The 16348-nt window shown below is 63.1% G+C and carries 15 protein-coding genes; 10 read left to right on the plus strand and 5 right to left on the minus strand.

Annotated features, from left to right (window positions below; genetic code table 11):
- The first annotated feature begins 174 nt into the window (after window positions 1-174).
- From phnK to phnN, 10 genes are all read left to right on the plus strand, one after another.
- Entirely contained in the window at window positions 175-951 is a 777-nt protein-coding gene (gene phnK / locus ASD31_RS16925) for a phosphonate C-P lyase system protein PhnK (RefSeq protein WP_056336293.1), read from the plus strand.
- A 64-nt stretch (window positions 952-1015) separates the two neighbouring features.
- A complete protein-coding gene (gene phnL, locus ASD31_RS16930; protein ID WP_056336296.1) occupies window positions 1016-1723 on the plus strand; it encodes a phosphonate C-P lyase system protein PhnL in 708 nt (235 codons plus the stop codon).
- A complete protein-coding gene (locus ASD31_RS16935) occupies window positions 1720-2337 on the plus strand; it encodes a DapH/DapD/GlmU-related protein (protein WP_056336299.1) in 618 nt (205 codons plus the stop codon). Before phnL ends, ASD31_RS16935 begins: the two co-directional genes overlap by 4 nt.
- 158 nt (window positions 2338-2495) lie before the next feature.
- On the plus strand, window positions 2496-3335 hold the full coding sequence (gene phnC / locus ASD31_RS16940; RefSeq protein ID WP_056337201.1) for a phosphonate ABC transporter ATP-binding protein: 840 nt from the start codon (window positions 2496-2498) through the stop codon (window positions 3333-3335).
- A gap of 86 nt (window positions 3336-3421) precedes the next feature.
- Window positions 3422-4327 (plus strand): phosphonate ABC transporter substrate-binding protein, encoded by a 906-nt coding sequence (gene phnD, locus ASD31_RS16945; protein ID WP_056336303.1) that lies wholly within the window; start codon window positions 3422-3424, stop codon window positions 4325-4327.
- Between the two features lie 156 nt (window positions 4328-4483).
- Window positions 4484-5446 carry a phosphonate ABC transporter, permease protein PhnE gene (gene phnE, locus ASD31_RS16950; RefSeq protein WP_056337204.1) on the plus strand — a complete coding sequence of 321 codons (963 nt, stop codon included), beginning with the start codon at window positions 4484-4486 and terminating at the stop codon, window positions 5444-5446.
- 9 nt (window positions 5447-5455) lie between these two features.
- Window positions 5456-6964, plus strand: a complete 1509-nt coding sequence (gene phnE / locus ASD31_RS16955; RefSeq protein ID WP_056336306.1) for a phosphonate ABC transporter, permease protein PhnE — start codon at window positions 5456-5458, stop codon at window positions 6962-6964.
- Window positions 6965-7078: 114 nt separating this feature from the next.
- Window positions 7079-7786 carry a DUF1045 domain-containing protein gene (locus ASD31_RS16960; protein ID WP_056336309.1) on the plus strand — a complete coding sequence of 236 codons (708 nt, stop codon included), beginning with the start codon at window positions 7079-7081 and terminating at the stop codon, window positions 7784-7786.
- A 1-nt stretch (window position 7787) separates the two neighbouring features.
- Window positions 7788-8927 (plus strand): alpha-D-ribose 1-methylphosphonate 5-triphosphate diphosphatase, encoded by a 1140-nt coding sequence (locus ASD31_RS16965; protein WP_056336312.1) that lies wholly within the window; start codon window positions 7788-7790, stop codon window positions 8925-8927.
- Entirely contained in the window at window positions 8927-9505 is a 579-nt protein-coding gene (gene phnN, locus ASD31_RS16970) for a phosphonate metabolism protein/1,5-bisphosphokinase (PRPP-forming) PhnN (protein WP_056336314.1), read from the plus strand. The genes ASD31_RS16965 and phnN overlap by 1 nt, the downstream gene beginning before the upstream one ends.
- Before the next feature lie 10 nt (window positions 9506-9515).
- Here phnN and ASD31_RS16975 read toward each other — a convergent pair whose 3' ends face one another.
- From ASD31_RS16975 to ASD31_RS16995, 5 genes are all read right to left on the minus strand, one after another.
- Window positions 9516-10508 carry a lysophospholipid acyltransferase family protein gene (locus ASD31_RS16975; protein ID WP_056336320.1) on the minus strand — a complete coding sequence of 331 codons (993 nt, stop codon included), beginning with the start codon at window positions 10506-10508 and terminating at the stop codon, window positions 9516-9518.
- 3 nt (window positions 10509-10511) lie between these two features.
- Window positions 10512-11930: a cytochrome P450 gene (locus ASD31_RS16980; protein ID WP_056336321.1), complete on the minus strand. Its 1419-nt coding sequence runs from the start codon at window positions 11928-11930 to the stop codon at window positions 10512-10514.
- Window positions 11931-12074: 144 nt separating this feature from the next.
- A complete protein-coding gene (locus ASD31_RS16985; protein ID WP_056336322.1) occupies window positions 12075-13307 on the minus strand; it encodes a pyridoxal phosphate-dependent aminotransferase in 1233 nt (410 codons plus the stop codon).
- Window positions 13308-13353: 46 nt separating this feature from the next.
- The gene (locus ASD31_RS16990; RefSeq protein ID WP_056336325.1) at window positions 13354-14886 is read right to left on the minus strand and encodes an aldehyde dehydrogenase family protein; all 1533 of its coding nucleotides are present in this window, start codon (window positions 14884-14886) and stop codon (window positions 13354-13356) included.
- A gap of 33 nt (window positions 14887-14919) precedes the next feature.
- Window positions 14920-16341, minus strand: coding sequence for an FAD-binding oxidoreductase (locus ASD31_RS16995; protein WP_056336328.1), 1422 nt, complete (start codon window positions 16339-16341; stop codon window positions 14920-14922).
- Window positions 16342-16348 lie beyond the last annotated feature (7 nt).

Genomic DNA, 16348 nt, shown 5'->3' on the forward strand with positions numbered 1-16348 from the left:
GATGAGGGGGGCTTCGGCGAAGCCGGAGCCACATCGACGTTATATTGAAATTGGCTGCCTTCGGCCCCCCTCATCCGGCGCTGCGCGCCACCTTCGCCCCGCTGGGGAGAAGAGGGAGCCAGCGGTGTTCTTCCGCCCGGAACAGCAATTCTCGCTCAGCATGGAAATTGCCCCATGACCCAGACTCCCCTTCTCAAAGTCAACGATGTCTCGAAATTCTACGGCACGCGTGTCGGCTGCCGGAATGTCTCGTTCGAACTCTGGCCGGGCGAAGTTCTCGCCATCGTCGGCGAATCCGGGTCCGGAAAGACGACGCTGCTGTCCTGCCTCTCCACCCGGCTGATGCCCAGTTCCGGCGCCGTCGAATATCACATGCGCGATGGCCAGTACCGTGATCTGGCCCGCATGGGGGAGGCGGAGCGTCGCTTCCTGATGCGCACCGACTGGGGCTTCGTGCACCAGAACCCGGCCGATGGCCTGCGCATGACGGTGTCTGCCGGCGCCAATGTCGGCGAGCGGCTGATGGCGGTCGGCGACCGGCATTACGGCAATATCCGCGCGACCGCGGCCGACTGGCTGCGGCGCGTCGAAATCGAGGAGGACCGCATCGACGACCAGCCGCGCGCCTTCTCCGGCGGCATGCGCCAGCGCCTGCAGATCGCTCGCAACCTCGTCACCTCGCCGCGCCTCGTCTTTATGGACGAGCCGACGGGCGGGCTCGATGTCTCGGTGCAGGCAAGGCTGCTCGACCTTGTGCGCGGCCTCGTCCACGATCTCGGCCTCTCCGCCATCATCGTCACCCATGATCTTGCCGTGGCGCGCCTCCTGTCGCACCGGATGATGGTCATGAAGGACGGGCTGGTGATCGAGCAGGGCCTGACCGACCGGGTGCTCGACGATCCCCGCGAACCCTATACCCAGCTTCTCGTTTCCTCGATCCTGCAGGTCTGAACATGGTTCCGAAAAGTGGGAACCGGTTTTCGGACCAAACCATGCTCCAAAAGGAGAAATAGTCATGGCCACGCCGCTTGTTGTTTCCGAAGTCGCCAAGAGCTTCACCATGCATCTGCGCGACGGTATCCGCCTGCCGGTCGTCTCCGGTGTCTCCTTTTCCGTCAGGAAAGGTGAATGCGTCGTGCTGGGCGGCCCGTCGGGCGTCGGCAAGAGCTCGATCCTCAAGATGCTCTATGGCAATTATGCCGTCGATGCCGGCCAGATCCTGATCGAGCACCAGGGACGGCTGGTCGATCTCGCCGATGCCGCGCCCCGTGCGGTTCTGGAAGTCCGGCGCGATACGCTCGGCTATGTCAGCCAGTTCCTGCGCGTCGTTCCCCGCGTTCCGGCGCTTGACGTCGTCGCCGAGCCGCTGCTGGCGCGCGGCATCGACCAGGTGGAGGCGCGGGAAAAGGCTTCCGACCTCCTGGCAAGGCTCAACCTGCCGCGCGAACTCTGGCAATTGCCGCCGGCCACCTTTTCCGGCGGCGAACAGCAGCGCGTCAACATCGCCCGCGGCTTCATTACCGACCATGCGATCCTTCTGCTCGACGAGCCGACAGCCTCGCTCGATGCGAAGAACCGCCGCGTCGTCATCGATCTGATCGCCGCCAAGAAGGCCGAGGGTGTCGCGCTGCTCGGCATCTTCCACGACGAGGAAGTGCGTGACGCCGTCGCCGACCGCATTCTCGATGTCTCCGCCTTTTCGCCGCGAAAGGCCGCCGCATGAGCAAGAGGCTGAGCGAAGAGCCGGCCGTGGACCCGACCGCCATCGTGACCGGATCCACGCTTGGCCGCTATACCGAAGTGGGCGAACGCTGCCGCATCGACGAAGCCGAACTCGGCGATTATTCCTATATCGAGCGCGACGGTTCCATCTGGTGCGCGACGATCGGCAAATTCGCCAATCTGGCATCATCCGTGCGCATCAACGCCACCAATCACCCGATGGGCCGGGCGACGCTGCATCATTTCACCTACCGGTCTTCCTATTATTGGCCGGATGCCGGGCTGGACCAGGATTTCTTCGCCTGGCGCCGCGAAAACCGTGTCACCATCGGACATGATGTCTGGATTGGCCATGGGTCCACCGTGTTGCCGGGCGTGACCGTGGGCAATGGCGCGGTGATCGGCGCCGGTGCTGTCGTCTCCAGGGATGTCGCGCCCTATGCCATCGTCGGCGGCGTGCCGGCAAGGCTGATCCGCGAGCGCTTCGGGAGCGAGATCGCCGCGCGGTTCGAAAAACTTACCTGGTGGGATTGGGAGCATGCGAAGCTCCGCGATGCGCTCGACGACTTCCGGATGCTCGACGCGGATGCATTCCTCACCCGTCACAATGCCTGAATTTCGCCGCTGCAGTCCATGCCCGCCCGGGCATCGTCGACTGTAACGAAACCGACATAGAACTGACATCCCCCCTTCATCAAGCGCCGTTAAGGCAAGGGCATGCCGATGACCGGTATCGCCAAAGAGGACGAGCGCCCATGTTTCAGATGAAGCCCATGTTTCAGATGAAGAACGTGACCCGACGATTCGACAAGAAGACTGCCGTCGATGCGGTGACCTTCGATATCCCGCAGGGTCAGATGGTCGGCATCATCGGCCGGTCGGGCGCCGGCAAGTCGACGCTTCTGAGGATGATCAACCGCCTCAACGACGTCTCCTCCGGCTCCATCCATTTCGGCGATCTCGAAGTCTCGGCGCTGCGAGGTGCGGCCCTACGAAACTGGCAGCGCGATTGCGCCATGATCTTCCAGCAGTTCAACCTCGTGCCGCGCCTCGATGTACTGACCAACGTGCTGCTCGGCCGTCTCAATCACCGCTCCACCGTGCTCAGCATCCTCAACATGTTCACCCGCGAGGAGCGCATCATGGCCATCGGCGCGCTGGAACGGCTCGGCATCGAGCAGACGGCGCTGCAGGCGGCGGGCACGCTTTCCGGCGGCCAGCAGCAGCGCGTCGCCATCGCCCGCGCCCTCATGCAGCAACCGAAGATGCTGCTTGCCGACGAGCCGATCGCCTCGCTCGATCCGCTGAACGCCAAGATCGTCATGGATGCGCTGCGCGATATCAACGAGCGCGACGGCATCACCGTCGTCACCAATCTGCACACGCTGGATACGGCGCGCAATTACTGCGAGCGCATTATCGGCATGGCGCATGGCCGTGTCGTGTTCGACGGCCCGCCGCGGGACCTGACGGCCGCCGCCGTCAGCGAAATCTATGGCGGCGTCGAGATCGAGGAGGCGATGACCTCGACAAGCATCGTCAGTCCCGCTGCCCCGGTGCAGGACAACAGGAAATCCGCCGGCGTGAAGCCGCTGGCACTGGCCGGCCTCTGAGGCTCGCCAAGATCGAAAGCCCGCGTCAAGGGCGATCGCTTTGCAACGACGACAAGCCGGCGCCGCCGGACAACAGGAGAAGACCCATGTTGAAGAATGCCCTCTTGAGCGCCGTGGCGCTCATCGCCTTCGCCGGCCACGTCCAGGCCGAAGACCTCAAGGAATTCCGCGTCGGCATCATCGGCGGCGAGAACGAGGCCGACCGCCTGCGCAATTTCCAATGCCTGTCGGACACGCTTCCGCAGGCGATCGGCGTCGAGAAGGTTTCCTTCTTCCCGGCCGCCGATTATGACGGCGTCATTCAGGGCCTGCTTGGCGGCACGCTCGACTATGCTGAACTCGGCGCCTCCGGTTATGCCAAGATCTATCTTGCCAAGGCAGATGCGGTCGAGCCGATCCTGACGACCGAGCAGACCGACGGCTCGACCGGCTATTATTCGATCATGGTTGCCCGCAAGGATGCCGGCTTCACCAAGGTCGAGGACCTGAAGGGCAAGAAGCTCGGCTTTGCCGACCCGGATTCGACCTCCGGCTACCTGATCCCGAACGTCACCCTGCCGGAAACGCTCGGCATGCCGGTCAAGGAATTCTTCGCGGAAACCGGCTTCGGCGGCGGTCATGAAAATCTGGTCCTCGAAGTCGTCAAGGGCACTTTCGATGCCGGCACGACCTTCGGTTCGGGCATCGGCGAATTCAAGGAGGGCTATACTTCCGGCAATCTGCGCAAGATGGTCGACAAGGGCATCGTCGACATGAACGACCTGGTCGAGCTGTGGCGCTCGCCGCTGATCCCGAACGGCCCGATCGTCGTGCGCTCGTCGCTCAACGACGACATGAAGGCCAAGTTCAAGCAATTCATGATGGACCTGCCGAAGACCGATGCGGCCTGCTTCGCAGCCATCCAGGGCGGCGATTTCAAGGGCTTCGTCGAGGTCAATGCCGATTTCTACAAGCCGATCATCGACGCCCGCAAGTCGACCATCGGCGGCTGATCCACCAACCCAGGATCGGCGCCGGTTGCGATCCGGCCGGCGCCTTTCTCATCGACGTTGCCCACGCGCGACGTCATGGTCGAGCCCGACCATGACGGAGGAGAGGTTGTGGCCGTGTCGGTGTTGCGTTACCCAATCCTCCTGCAGGCGATAACCATGAACATGAATAGGCTTGGTGACGGTTTCAGCGAGAAGGGCGCGCTGATCGAGCGGCATTTTCAAGAGCTTGCCGGCCGCCGCCGCCTCTATACATGGCTCGGCCTTGCCGTGCTTTTTCTTGCGCTCACGGGCTCGCTCTGGTTCGCCAACGAGACGAATGCCGGCAAGTTCTTCGACCGGCTCCCCCATTTCTTCGATTTTGTCGGCGATCTCGTGCCACGCGACGGGGCGGAGATTGGCCGCGCCTTGTTCGATCTGCCCTCGCCCTATGACGATGGCAGCCTGAAATATGATTATCCGGAAGGCCGCCTCTACCTGACGGACACGATCTACGTGCCCGAATATGTCTACAAGATGCTGGAAACGCTGAATATCGCGATCTTTTCCACCATCTTCGGCCTCGCCTTCGGCTTTCTCCTCTCTTTCCTTGCGGCCCGAAACCTGATGCCCAATCCGTGGGTGCGCGGTCCTGTCCGCCGGCTTATGGAATTGCTGCGGGCCTTTCCCGAGGTGGTGATTGCCGGCTTCTTTCTTGCCATCCTGTCGCTCGGCCCGATCCCGGCGATCATTGCCGTGTCGGTGCACACGGTCGGCGCGCTTGGCAAGCTTTTCTTCGAGGTCGTCGAAAATGCCGACATGCGGCCGGACGAGGGCCTGAAGGCCGCTGGCGGCAATTGGTTCGAGCGGGTCTGGTTCGGCATCGTGCCGCAGGTCATGCCGAATTTCATGAGCTATTTCCTGCTTCGCCTGGAAATCAACGTGCGCGCCTCCACCATCATCGGCGCGGTCGGCGGCGGTGGCATCGGCGAGCCGCTGCGCCTGTCGATCAGCCAGGGTCACGAGGCAAAGACGCTCGCCATCGTCCTCCTGCTGTTGTCGACGATCATCGCCGTCGATCAGTTTTCCGCATGGCTGCGGCGCCGCCTCGTCGGTGACCAGGCCTTCCAGCTTGCGCAATAGGAGCCGGTCATGACCGCCAGCACCATGATGAATACCGCCCAGATGGAGGCGGTCGCCGCCCGCCATCCGCATCTGGTCGAGGGATCGTCGCGCAAGCGGATCAGGTCGGCCCTGTTTTTCGCCGGCCTGGCGCTCTACATGGTCTATAGCTGGTGGTTCTTCTCGATCGGCCAGGTTCTTGCCAATGCCAATTGGGGCATTGCCGGCACCTATCTCGCCGACTGGGTCTCCTACGAGGTCCGTCCTGACATCCGGATAGCCGACGATGGGACAATGCAGGTCGTCTATCCCCGTTATTCGCCGCTCGGCCCCGATGCCGAGCCCGAATGGGTGCGGATCGAGACGAGAATGATGGAGCGGACCGTTGAGGCCCCGGTCGCAACGCAACAGCAGGCACCGAAGGAAAGTTCGAGTTTCAGTTTCATGGCGCCCAATGCTGCCGTTGGCGGTGCTGCGCCGGCCGAGGTGAAGCCCGAGACCCGCACCGAGGAGGTCGTCAGCCGCGCGACCATTGCCTTCAACCCCACCACAAGTATCGACGTTGCCGAAGGCCAGGTGACTGCGGAGCACAGGGGTGAAACGCTCCGGATCGATCTCGACCGTGCCAATGGCGTCCAGCCTGTCGGCGATCTGCCGGCATGGGCAAGCCAGAAGCGGCCGGGCGAGAAGATCACGCTCTCCTTCGGCATGACCGGCTGGGCCGATGTGGACGTGGAAAAGATCAGCATTCACAATCGCTTTCCCGGATGGGCGAATTTCATCTTCGATACGCAATCGCCGTTCTTCGGCAAGTCATTCGGCGAGGTGGCAGGCCTGGTCCTTGGCGGTGAGCGTCTCGATCCGGATCGCTCCAACCTGTCGCTCGCCTGGAACAACATCCTCTACAATTCCGAATGGCAGCATCTCGATGTCTGGACCAAGCTGTTGCAGACCATTGTCATGGCCTTTGTCGGCACGCTGTTTGCCTCGGTCGTTGCCTTTCCGCTCTCGTTCCTCGCGGCCCGCAACATCACCCGTAATGGCTTGCTCAACCAGGCGACCAAGCGCTTCTTCGATTTCCTGCGCTCCGTCGACATGCTGATCTGGGCACTGTTCTTCACGCGCGCCTTCGGGCCGGGGCCGCTTGCCGGCATGTCGGCGATCTTCTTCACCGATACGGGCACGCTCGGAAAGCTCTATTCGGAAGCGCTGGAAAATATCGACGACAAGCAGCGCGAGGGCGTCAAATCGGTGGGGGCGGCACCCCTTGCCGTGCAGCGCTTCGGCGTCATGCCGCAGGTCCTGCCGGTCTTTGCCAGTCAGGCGCTCTATTTCTGGGAATCCAATACGCGCTCGGCGACGATCATCGGCGCCGTCGGTGCCGGCGGCATCGGCCTGAAACTCTGGGAAGCGATGCGGACGAATTCCGATTGGGAAAACGTCTGCTATATGGTTATTCTCATCCTCATCGTCGTCTTCCTGTTCGACGGCATCTCCAATCTGCTGCGCTCCCGTCTGATGGGCCAGAAAACACATTGAAAATGGGGCCGGACCCGTGCCGGCCATCACGATAATGTCATGAAAGACGCGTAGCGACGGCATCGGATCGGTATCGTCCGCCGCCACTCCCGTGACGCCTGCAGGGAATGAACATTGCGCTACGCTTTCTATATCACGCCCGATGAAGATGATCCGCTGACGGATGCTGCGGCCCGCTGGCTTGGGGCGAACCCGTTCACCGGTCGCGCCACGTCCCTCGATCCGGCCGGCGATTTCGGCGCCGAAGAACTGGCCACCCTGACGGCCGATCCGCGCCGCTATGGTTTTCATGGAACGGTGAAGGCGCCGTTCGCGCTTGCCGCCGGGACAGGCGAAGCGCAACTGCTCGATGCTTTCGAACGTTTTGCCGAAGAGCGCGCCGACTTCGAAATACCGGCGCTGGCGCTCGGCCAGCTCGGGCCTTTCTTCGCGCTGGTGCCGGCGCTAGAATGTCCGGCGCTGCAGGCCATTGCCGATGACACCGTGCGCCGGTTCGAGCCCTTCCGCGCGCCGCTCTCCGATGCGGATCTGGCGCGCCGCAAGCCCCATCTTTTGAGCGAGGCGCAGCGCCGCAACCTCATGGAATGGGGATATCCCTATGTCTTCGAAAGCTTCCGCTTCCACATGACGCTCACGGGCCCGGTGCCGGCCGAACGGCAGGCCGCGATGAAAGCGGTTCTGGAAGAGCGCTTCGCGCCCTTTATCGGAAAACCGCTGTCGGTGACCTCGCTAGCGCTCTTCGTCGAGCCGGAGCGTGGCGCCGCCTTCAAGGTTCACTCGCTTTTGCCGCTTGGCGGCATGACCAAACGAAAGATGGCATGACATGACCGCTGAAACCGTTCTTTCCAATGCTCGCATCGTGCTCGAGGACCGCATCCTCGCCGGCTCGGTGCTGATCCGCGACGGGCTGATCGCCGATATTTCGGAAGGCACAAGCCGGGTCGGCGAGGATTTCGAGGGCGATTACCTCATCCCCGGCCTCGTTGAGCTACACACCGATCATCTGGAAGCGCATTATTCGCCGCGTCCCGGCGTGCGCTGGCTGAAAATGGCGGCGATCCAGGCGCATGACGCGCAGATCGTCACCTCCGGCATCACCACGGTCTTCGACTGCCTGCGCATGGGCTCCGACGAGGATGGCGGCTTCGAGCAGGGCGAGATGCGCGACATGGCCGATGCGCTGGCGCAGGCGGCCCGGGAAAACCGGCTGCGTGCCGATCATCGCATTCATCTGCGCTGCGAAGTCTCCACCGACAATGTGCTTGCTCATTTCATCGAGTTCGAGAACGATCCGCAGGTCGGCCTCGTCTCCCTGATGGACCATGCGCCTGGCCAGCGGCAGTTCCAGACGATGGATCAGTATACGCTCTACCACAAGACCAAGCGCGGGCTCTCTGACGCCGCATTCGAGGCCTTCTGCGAGCGCCAGCAGAGGCTGTCGGCGAAATATGCCGGTCCGCATCGCACCGAGATCGCCAGGGCCTGCGCCGAGCGCGGCATCACCATTGCCAGCCATGACGATGCGACCCTTGCCCATGTCGAGGAATCGGTCGGCTTCGGCATCCGCCTGGCGGAATTCCCGACCAGTTTCGAGGCGGCGGAGGCTTCGCATGCGGCCGGTCTCAGCGTCCTCATGGGCGCGCCCAATATCGTTCGCGGCAAGTCGCATTCCGGCAATATCGCCGCGCGCGACCTTGCCGAGCGCGGCGTGCTCGACGTCCTTTCCTCCGACTATGTGCCGTTCAGCCTGATCCAGGCGCCTTTCGTCCTGTCCGACGAGATCGAAACCGTCAGCCTGCCGCAGGCGCTCGCCATGGTGACGGCAACGCCGGCAAGGACCGTCGGCTTGACGGATCGTGGCCGGATCGCCACCGGCCTTCGTGCCGATATCGCCCGCGTCCAGCGCAATGAGGGCATTCCGGTGGTTCGCTCCGTCTGGCGTGAAGGCCGGCGGGTCGCCTGATGGAAGGGCGCGACGAACCCGGGGCGATCATCGTCGTGGTCGGACCGAGCGGCGCCGGCAAAGACAGCGTCATCGGCTTTGCCGCGCGGCAGTTTGCCGGCAGCAAGGATATCGGCTTCGTGCGGCGCGTCATCACCCGGCCGACGGATGCGGGCGGCGAGGTTCATGAGAGCGTGTCGCCGGCCGGTTTCGACACGCGCCTGGCTGCCGGCGAATTCGCCGTCGCCTGGCAGGCACATGGATTGAAATACGGGATTCCAAGAGAGGCGGTCCGGCGGACACGGGATGGCGAGACACTGATCGCCAATGGCAGTCGCGGCGCGCTCGGTCAGTTCCGCAAGGCATTTCCGAGGGTTTGCGTCGTCAATATCACCGCCTCGCCGCAGGTGCTTGCAAGCCGGCTGGTGGCGCGCGGTCGCGAGAGCGAGGCGGATATTTTTAACCGGCTGCGGCGGCAGGTACCGGACCTGCTCGACGAGGCGGACGTAATGACGATCGACAATAGCGGCCCGCTCGACATTGCCGGCCAGCGTTTCGCGGCCTTTGTCGCAAGCCTGAAAAGCCGGCGGCCGGCCTGAGGCGTTTACCTCAGAGCGAATTGTCGAGGAAATACCACTGGTCGAGATGGTCTCGGATGACCGGTTCGATCGCGGAATTCAGAAGAAGGACATCGTCGATCAGCCGCTCGCCGGGCACGGTCTCCGGCGGCAGGACGATCGGCGGCAGGGCGAAGGCCTCGAAATTGGCACCTTCCTTCCGCAAAATATAGCCGGGGCAGATCGTCGCCTGCGTCATCCGCGCCAGCCGGACCGCGATGGCCAGATTGCCTTCCAGATGCGGTGGCTTGCCAAGGAAAGGCCCGCGGATCTTGCCGGCAAAGCCCTCGTCGCAGAAGAGCGAGATGACGCCACCCTGCCTCAGGATCTTGACCGCGGGCCTGATCCCGTCCTTGCCGGGCGGCATCAGCCGGTATCCGAGCTTGATGCGAACGCGGTCGGCGATCCAGGCCCGCGCCCTTCCTGATGGAGGGGTGTAATTGGCCGACGGCTTGAAGCCCAGCTCCACCAGCTTCGGCCCCAATATCTCCCAGTTTCCCAGGTGCAGGCCGACCATGATCACCGGCCCCTTGCGCTGCGCTTCGACGATCAGCTCGACATTGTGCCAGATGACGCGTTTGGAGGGTTTCGCCAATCGGCCGATGATCGAAAATTCGGTCATCAGGCGCCCCTGGTTTTCCCAGTTGCGCTTCAGGATGGCGTCGCGCTCCTCCTCCGAGGCATGCGGCAGCAGCCGTTTCAGGTTCTTCCTCGCCTTCTTGACCGCGCCCTTGTGCCAGCGCGGAATGACGAAGCTGCCGAGTGCGGCGCCGATGGAAGAGCAGAGATCGGTCGGTAGCGCCTTTAGCCCGAAATGCAGGGCAAGGTCGGCGAGGTTCTGGAGATTGCCGGTGACGTGATAGCGGAAGGCTTTCCGTCGGCGTTCGGCGGTCGAGAACAGGTCGCCAAGCGGCGGTTGTTCCGGCGGCCGGTAGACCCAGGCCTGTCGCTTTTTCGCCTCCAGTTTTTTCTGCTGTTCCGCCATGGCCTAGCTCCCCTTTCGCCGGTGCAGCGTGACCGGCAGGCCGCCGCGCGGGCGAAGCGTCAGGCGGCATTGCGGCTCGACCTTTGCGTCCTCGGCCACGCGCAGCTTGAACCGCTGGGCAAGGATGGCAAGGCAGAGGATCGCCTCGGTAAGGCCGAACTGCAACCCCGGGCAGACCCGAGGCCCGCTGGCAAAGGGAATATAGCTATAGGGAATGGGTCTTTCGCCGTTCAGGAAACGCTCCGGCCGGAACAGATGCGCGTCCTTGAAAAAGGCTTCGGTCCGGTGCAGCAGCCAGGGCACGATCAGGATCAGCGACGCCGGTTTGACGTCGATATCGCCGATCCGGTCCGCTTCCCCGGTCTGGCGGGCAAGGATCGGCACGGGCGGATAGAGCCGAAGCGTCTCCTCGATCACGGCGCGGCAGAGTTCCAGTTGCGGCAGGTCGTCGAGCGTCGGCACCCGATCGCCGCAGACGCGGTCGATCTCCTCGTGGAGCGATTTCTCCACCCATTGCGCCCGCGACAGGAGATACCAGGCCCAGGTGAGGGTCGCCGCCGTCGTCTCATGGCCGGCCATGAAGATGGTGGCGGCCTCGTTGCGCAGCGCCACCACGTCGAGCTTCAGCTCCGGATTGCGCTTCTGCCGGCGCACCAGAAGGTCCACCATGGAATTGTCGTCGCCGCGCCCGGCGAGATGATCCTCCACCACCTTGTCGATGATCCCGTGGATGCGCGAGACGGACCGGCGCAGCTTTGGCGTCCGCAGCACCGGCAGGCCTTCGTCGAAGCCGAGGAAATAGCCGATATTGATGGAATCGATCAGCGACTGGTAGCTTTCGAAGCCTTGCGTGACCGCATTGGCGGCCTCTTCGCCGAGATCATTGCCGAAAACGCTGCGCGAGATGATCTCGGCGGTCAGCCCCGCCATTTCATAGAGCGCGTTCACCGGCGCGCCGTCCGGCAGCGAGGACCAGCGTTCGGCAAGCTCGCTCGCCGTTCGCTCCATGATCCCGCCGAAGGTCGGCAGGCGGTTCTTGTGGACGATATCGTTGACCAGCGGGCGCCGCTGCTTCCAGGTCTCTCCGTCCGAGATGAACAGGCCGTCGCCGAGAAGAAATTCCAGCGCCCGGCGCATCTGCGGCGACTTGCGCTCGAAATTCTCGTGGCGCTTGGCCACCACATAGCGGATCGCCTCGGGCGAATTGACGATCACCAGCTGCCTGCCGAGCAGCGTCATCGACGAGACCTTGTCGGTATAGTCGTTCTTGCGCCAGATAGACAGGAAGTCGTGGCGGGCCTTCAGGATGAGAGACAGGGATTGCCCGGGCTTTCCCCGGTAATAGGCCGAATGCGCCGGCTCGAAGGCGTTCTTCCTCAGTTTCTCAACAATGTCGGTCGATTGCCGTAAACTGGAGAACATGCTCCGGTTGCCCCTGTCGATTCCGATTGCGCCGCGGAGCGCGACTTTTCGAGCTATCGGATAGCAGCAATTTCGAACGGCGCAAACTTCTTTCGGCGCCCGGCCGACAGCGTGGGTGACGCTATCGGCCTGGCGCCGAATGCTTCAGCGCAAGGCGGCGCAGGCGGCGGCAATGCGCTCCAGCGCCTCGCGTAGTTCCATTTCCGAGGTGGCATAGGAAATACGGAAGAATGGCGACAGGCCGAAGGCGGAGCCCGGCACGACGGCCACATGGGCGTCATCCAGCAGATAGGCGCAGAAATCCGTATCGGTTTCGATCCGCTTACCGCTTGGCGTCGTCTTGCCAAGCATGCCGGCGCAGCCGGAGAAGGTGTAGAAGGCGCCTTCCGGCACGCGGCAATCGAGCCCCTCTATGGCGTTGAGGGCTGCAACGACAAGGTCGCGGCGGTGCTGGAAGCTGGCAGTGCGTTCTTTCAAGAAGTCTTGAGGTCCGGTGAGTGCCGCAACTGATGCGGCCTGGCTGATCGAGGAAGGGCAGGAGGTCGCCTGGCTCTGCACCACCGCCATGGCCTTGATCAGGTCGCGCGGGCCGCCGGCATAACCGATGCGCCAGCCGGTCATGGCATAGGCCTTGGAAACGCCGTTGACGGTAAGCGTCCGGTTCTTCAGTGCCGGCTCGAGCGCGGCCGGGGTCATGAATTTGAAATCGTCATAGACGATGTGCTCGTACATGTCGTCGACCAGCAGCCAGACATGCGGATGCCGCAGCAGCACGTCGAGCAGGGGCCGGTAGTCCTCCGCGCTGTAGGCGGCGCCGGACGGATTGGAGGGCGAGTTGAGCATGACCCAGCGCGTTTTCGGCGTGATCGCCGCTTCCAGTTGCTCGGCCTTCAGGCGGAAGCCGGCCTCTGCATCGCAGGCGATCAGGACCGGCTTGCCCTCGGCGATCTCGACAATGTCCGAATAGGAGGTCCAGTAGGGCGTCGGGATGATCACCTCGTCGCCGCGATTGAGCGTCGCCATCATCGCATTGAAGAGGATCTGCTTGGCGCCGGTGGCCACAGTGATCTCGTCCAGCGCATAGGAAACGCCGTTTTCGCGGGAAAATTTATCCCGAATGGCCGCCTTCAGCTCCGGGGTGCCGTCGAGGGCGGTATATTTCGTCTGGCCGCGCCCGATGGCATCGGAGGCGGCCTGCTTGATGTGATCCGGCGTATCGAAATCCGGTTCGCCGGCACCCAGGATGATCACCGGCTTGCCGTCGCGCTTCATGGCTTGCGCCCGGGCGCCGATCTTCAGGATTTCGGAAACGCCGATCGCGGATATCCGCGAGGCGGGCGAAAAGCCCGCCTCCTCGATCTTCGTGTTGATGGTCATGTCAGATCCTCGATACGCCGGTTGTTCGATTATTCGATGTCGCCAATTACTCGATGTCGAAAGAGACGCCCTGTGCCAGCGGCAGGGCCTTCGAATAATTGATGGTGTTGGTGGCGCGGCGCATATAGGCCTTCCAGGCGTCGGAGCCGGATTCGCGGCCGCCACCGGTTTCCTTTTCGCCACCGAAGGCGCCGCCGATTTCAGCACCGGAGGTACCGATATTGACATTGGCGATGCCGCAGTCCGAGCCATCCGGCGACAGGAAGCGCTCGGCTTCCTGCAGGTCGAGCGTGAAGATCGACGAGGAAAGGCCGGCGCCAACCGCATTGTGATCGGCAACGGCGGCGTCGAAATCGCTGTACTTCATCACATAGAGGATCGGCGCGAAGGTTTCCTCGGTGACCGGGCCTGCCTGCTTGGGCATTTCGACCAGGGCCGGCTTCACATAATAGCTGTTGGCATGGCCGAGATCGACGCGTTCGCCACCGGTGATCGTGCCGCCATGGGCCTTGGCTTCAGAGAGTGCCTTCTGCATGCCGTCGAAGGCCGGCTTGTCGACGAGCGGGCCGACCAGCGCGGTCGATTCCAGCGGATTACCGACCGAAACGCTCTGGTAGGCCTTCTTCAGGCGCGGCACCAGCGCGTCGTAGACGCTTTCATGGACGAAGAGACGGCGCAGCGTCGTGCAGCGCTGGCCGGCCGTGCCCATCGCACCGAAAGCGATGGCGCGAAGGGCCATGTCGAGATCGGCGGACGGGCAGACGATGCCGCCGTTGTTGCCGCCGAGTTCGAGGATGGCGCGGGCAAAGCGCTTGGCAAGACGCGGGCCGACGTCGCGGCCCATGCGGGTGGAACCGGTTGCCGAAACGAGCGCGACCTTCGGATGATCGACCAGGACTTCGCCGATGGCGCGGTCACCGATCAGGACCTGGGACAGGCCTTCCGGTGCATCGCCGAAGCGAGCAAGTGCCTTCTCAAGGATAGCCTGCGATGCAAGTGCGGTGAGGGGTGTCTTTTCGGACGGCTTCCAGACGACGGCATTGCCGCAGACGAGCGCCAGTGCCGTATTCCATGACCAGACAGCGACCGGGAAGTTGAAGGCGGAAATGACGCCGATGACGCCGAGCGGATGCCAGGTTTCCATCATCCGGTGACCGGGGCGCTCGGTGGCGATGGTCAGGCCGTAGAGCTGGCGCGACAGGCCGACGGCGAAATCGCAGATGTCGATCATTTCCTGCACTTCGCCGAGACCTTCGGAGGTGATCTTGCCGGCCTCGATCGAGACGAGGCGGCCGAGATCGGCCTTGTGGGCGCGCAGTTCCTCGCCGAGCAGGCGAACCAGTTCGCCACGCTTGGGCGCCGGTACCAGACGCCAGGCGCGGAACGCCGCTTCGGCCTTTTCGATCTTGGCGGCGGCGTCAGCGGCCGAATCGGTCTTCAGACTGGCAACCTGCTCACCAGTGACCGGTGAATAGGAGGCCATGTCGCCGCCCGTATAGAGGCTCTTGGCGACGCCCAGCTTCTCCAGGATGGAGGCGGTTTCCTGAACGACGTTGACCGTCTTCGTTGCAATGTTCATGTGAGCAAACTCCCGTTTCTCTGTGTGGAAGGACTATCCGAAGACGACCGTGCCGAGTTGTGCCGGCGAGGTGATCGACTTCAGGCCTCTGGCCATGTCCTTGATCTTCTGTTGCGTATAAAGGTCGTAATAGGCTTGGTTCTTGCGGCCGATGGCATGTTCGGCACTGAAGCTTCCGTTGAAATCCGAAACGGCGACGGCAAAGACCCAGTCGCGCAGCCGCCGCTCGAAATCCGCGTCCCGCGCCGCCTCGCTGTCCTTCGGCACGACGAGATTGAAATGCACGCCGCCATCGCCGATATGGCCGAAATCGCAGATCGTCACATCCGGGAACGTCGTCGGCATGTCCGTCTTCATGCGGTCGCAGAAGGCCATGATATCGCCCCTGCGGAAGGAAAGATCAAATGCGATCAGCTTTCCCGCATGCTTGACGCCCTCCGAAAGCGCATGACGCAGCGCCCACATCTCCTCGGCCGGGCCGACAAAGGCATCGGCAAGCGGCGCATCGTCGGTTTCCCAGATTTCTGCGAGAACCTCTTCCAGCACGGCATTCAACGGCTGTTCGCCCTCGCGCGGCTGCCAGCTGCGGGAAATCTCGGCGAGGATGACATAGTCGGGTATGTTGCCGCCCTGGAAGGAATTTTTCAGCGAAGGAACATGCGCAAAAGTCGCCCTCATGGCATTGCCCGACATGCCCTCGAAGGCCGAGAGATAGGATCCGAGCCGCTCCTCCATGGCGCGCAAGAGCGGCATCACATGGGCGCCGCTCGCAGGCACCAGATAGGCAGTTGCCAGCTGCTTTGGAAGGGGTTCCAGATTGAGCACGCATTCGGTGATGATGCCGAAGGCGCCGCTGGTGCCGATGAAAACCTGCTTCCAGTCGACGCCGGTATTGTTCTTGCGCAGGGTCGACATCAGGTCGAGAACCGTGCCGTCCTCGTCGGCCAGCACCACCTTGATGCCCAGCGTGTTGCGGCGCACATCGCCATATTTGAGGAAGCGCGATCCGCCGGTATTGGTCGCCAGCATGCCGCCCAGCCGCGGATCGGCCCCAAGGTCGATGGGGAAGAACAGCCCGTGCTCTTCCAGCCGCCGGTTGACGTCGGACAGACGGAAGCCGGCATCGACCGTAAGCGAGCGGTTGTCGAGATCGAGAGCAAAGCCTGACGTCATGCGGTCGAGGCTGAGCACGGCCTGTGCACCGCTCATGTCCGGCGTCGAGCCGGAGACGAGGCCGGTATTGCCCGATTGTGCGATGAGCGCGATGCCGTGGCGCACGCAATAGGCGACAGCAGCCGAAACCTCCTCGGTCGTCCGTGGCCTCAACACCAGCGCCGCCTTGCCCTCGTCATAGCGCGCACCGGTCTGGTAGGCGGCCATATCGCCCGCATCGGTGACAATGGCCTTGTCGCCGAGACGTGCACCGAGCGCCGCGATATGTCCCTGGTCGATCATCGCTCCA

Source organism: Rhizobium sp. Root482 (assembly GCF_001426565.1).
Lineage (GTDB): Bacteria > Pseudomonadota > Alphaproteobacteria > Rhizobiales > Rhizobiaceae > Pararhizobium.

Bases quoted from the DNA above. Each gene is read 5' to 3' on its own strand.
- phnK (WP_056336293.1), top strand. From the start codon at position 175: ATGACCCAGACTCCCCTTCTCAAAGTCAACGATGTCTCGAAATTCTAC.
- phnL (WP_056336296.1), top strand. From the start codon at position 1,016: ATGGCCACGCCGCTTGTTGTTTCCGAAGTCGCCAAGAGCTTCACCATG.
- ASD31_RS16935 (WP_056336299.1), top strand. From the start codon at position 1,720: ATGAGCAAGAGGCTGAGCGAAGAGCCGGCCGTGGACCCGACCGCCATC.
- phnC (WP_056337201.1), top strand. From the start codon at position 2,496: ATGTTTCAGATGAAGAACGTGACCCGACGATTCGACAAGAAGACTGCC.
- phnD (WP_056336303.1), top strand. From the start codon at position 3,422: ATGTTGAAGAATGCCCTCTTGAGCGCCGTGGCGCTCATCGCCTTCGCC.
- phnE (WP_056337204.1), top strand. From the start codon at position 4,484: ATGAACATGAATAGGCTTGGTGACGGTTTCAGCGAGAAGGGCGCGCTG.
- phnE (WP_056336306.1), top strand. From the start codon at position 5,456: ATGACCGCCAGCACCATGATGAATACCGCCCAGATGGAGGCGGTCGCC.
- ASD31_RS16965 (WP_056336312.1), top strand. From the start codon at position 7,788: ATGACCGCTGAAACCGTTCTTTCCAATGCTCGCATCGTGCTCGAGGAC.
- phnN (WP_056336314.1), top strand. From the start codon at position 8,927: ATGGAAGGGCGCGACGAACCCGGGGCGATCATCGTCGTGGTCGGACCG.
- ASD31_RS16975 (WP_056336320.1), bottom strand. From the start codon at position 10,508: ATGGCGGAACAGCAGAAAAAACTGGAGGCGAAAAAGCGACAGGCCTGG.
- ASD31_RS16980 (WP_056336321.1), bottom strand. From the start codon at position 11,930: ATGTTCTCCAGTTTACGGCAATCGACCGACATTGTTGAGAAACTGAGG.
- ASD31_RS16985 (WP_056336322.1), bottom strand. From the start codon at position 13,307: ATGACCATCAACACGAAGATCGAGGAGGCGGGCTTTTCGCCCGCCTCG.
- ASD31_RS16990 (WP_056336325.1), bottom strand. From the start codon at position 14,886: ATGAACATTGCAACGAAGACGGTCAACGTCGTTCAGGAAACCGCCTCC.
- ASD31_RS16995 (WP_056336328.1), bottom strand. From the start codon at position 16,341: ATGATCGACCAGGGACATATCGCGGCGCTCGGTGCACGTCTCGGCGAC.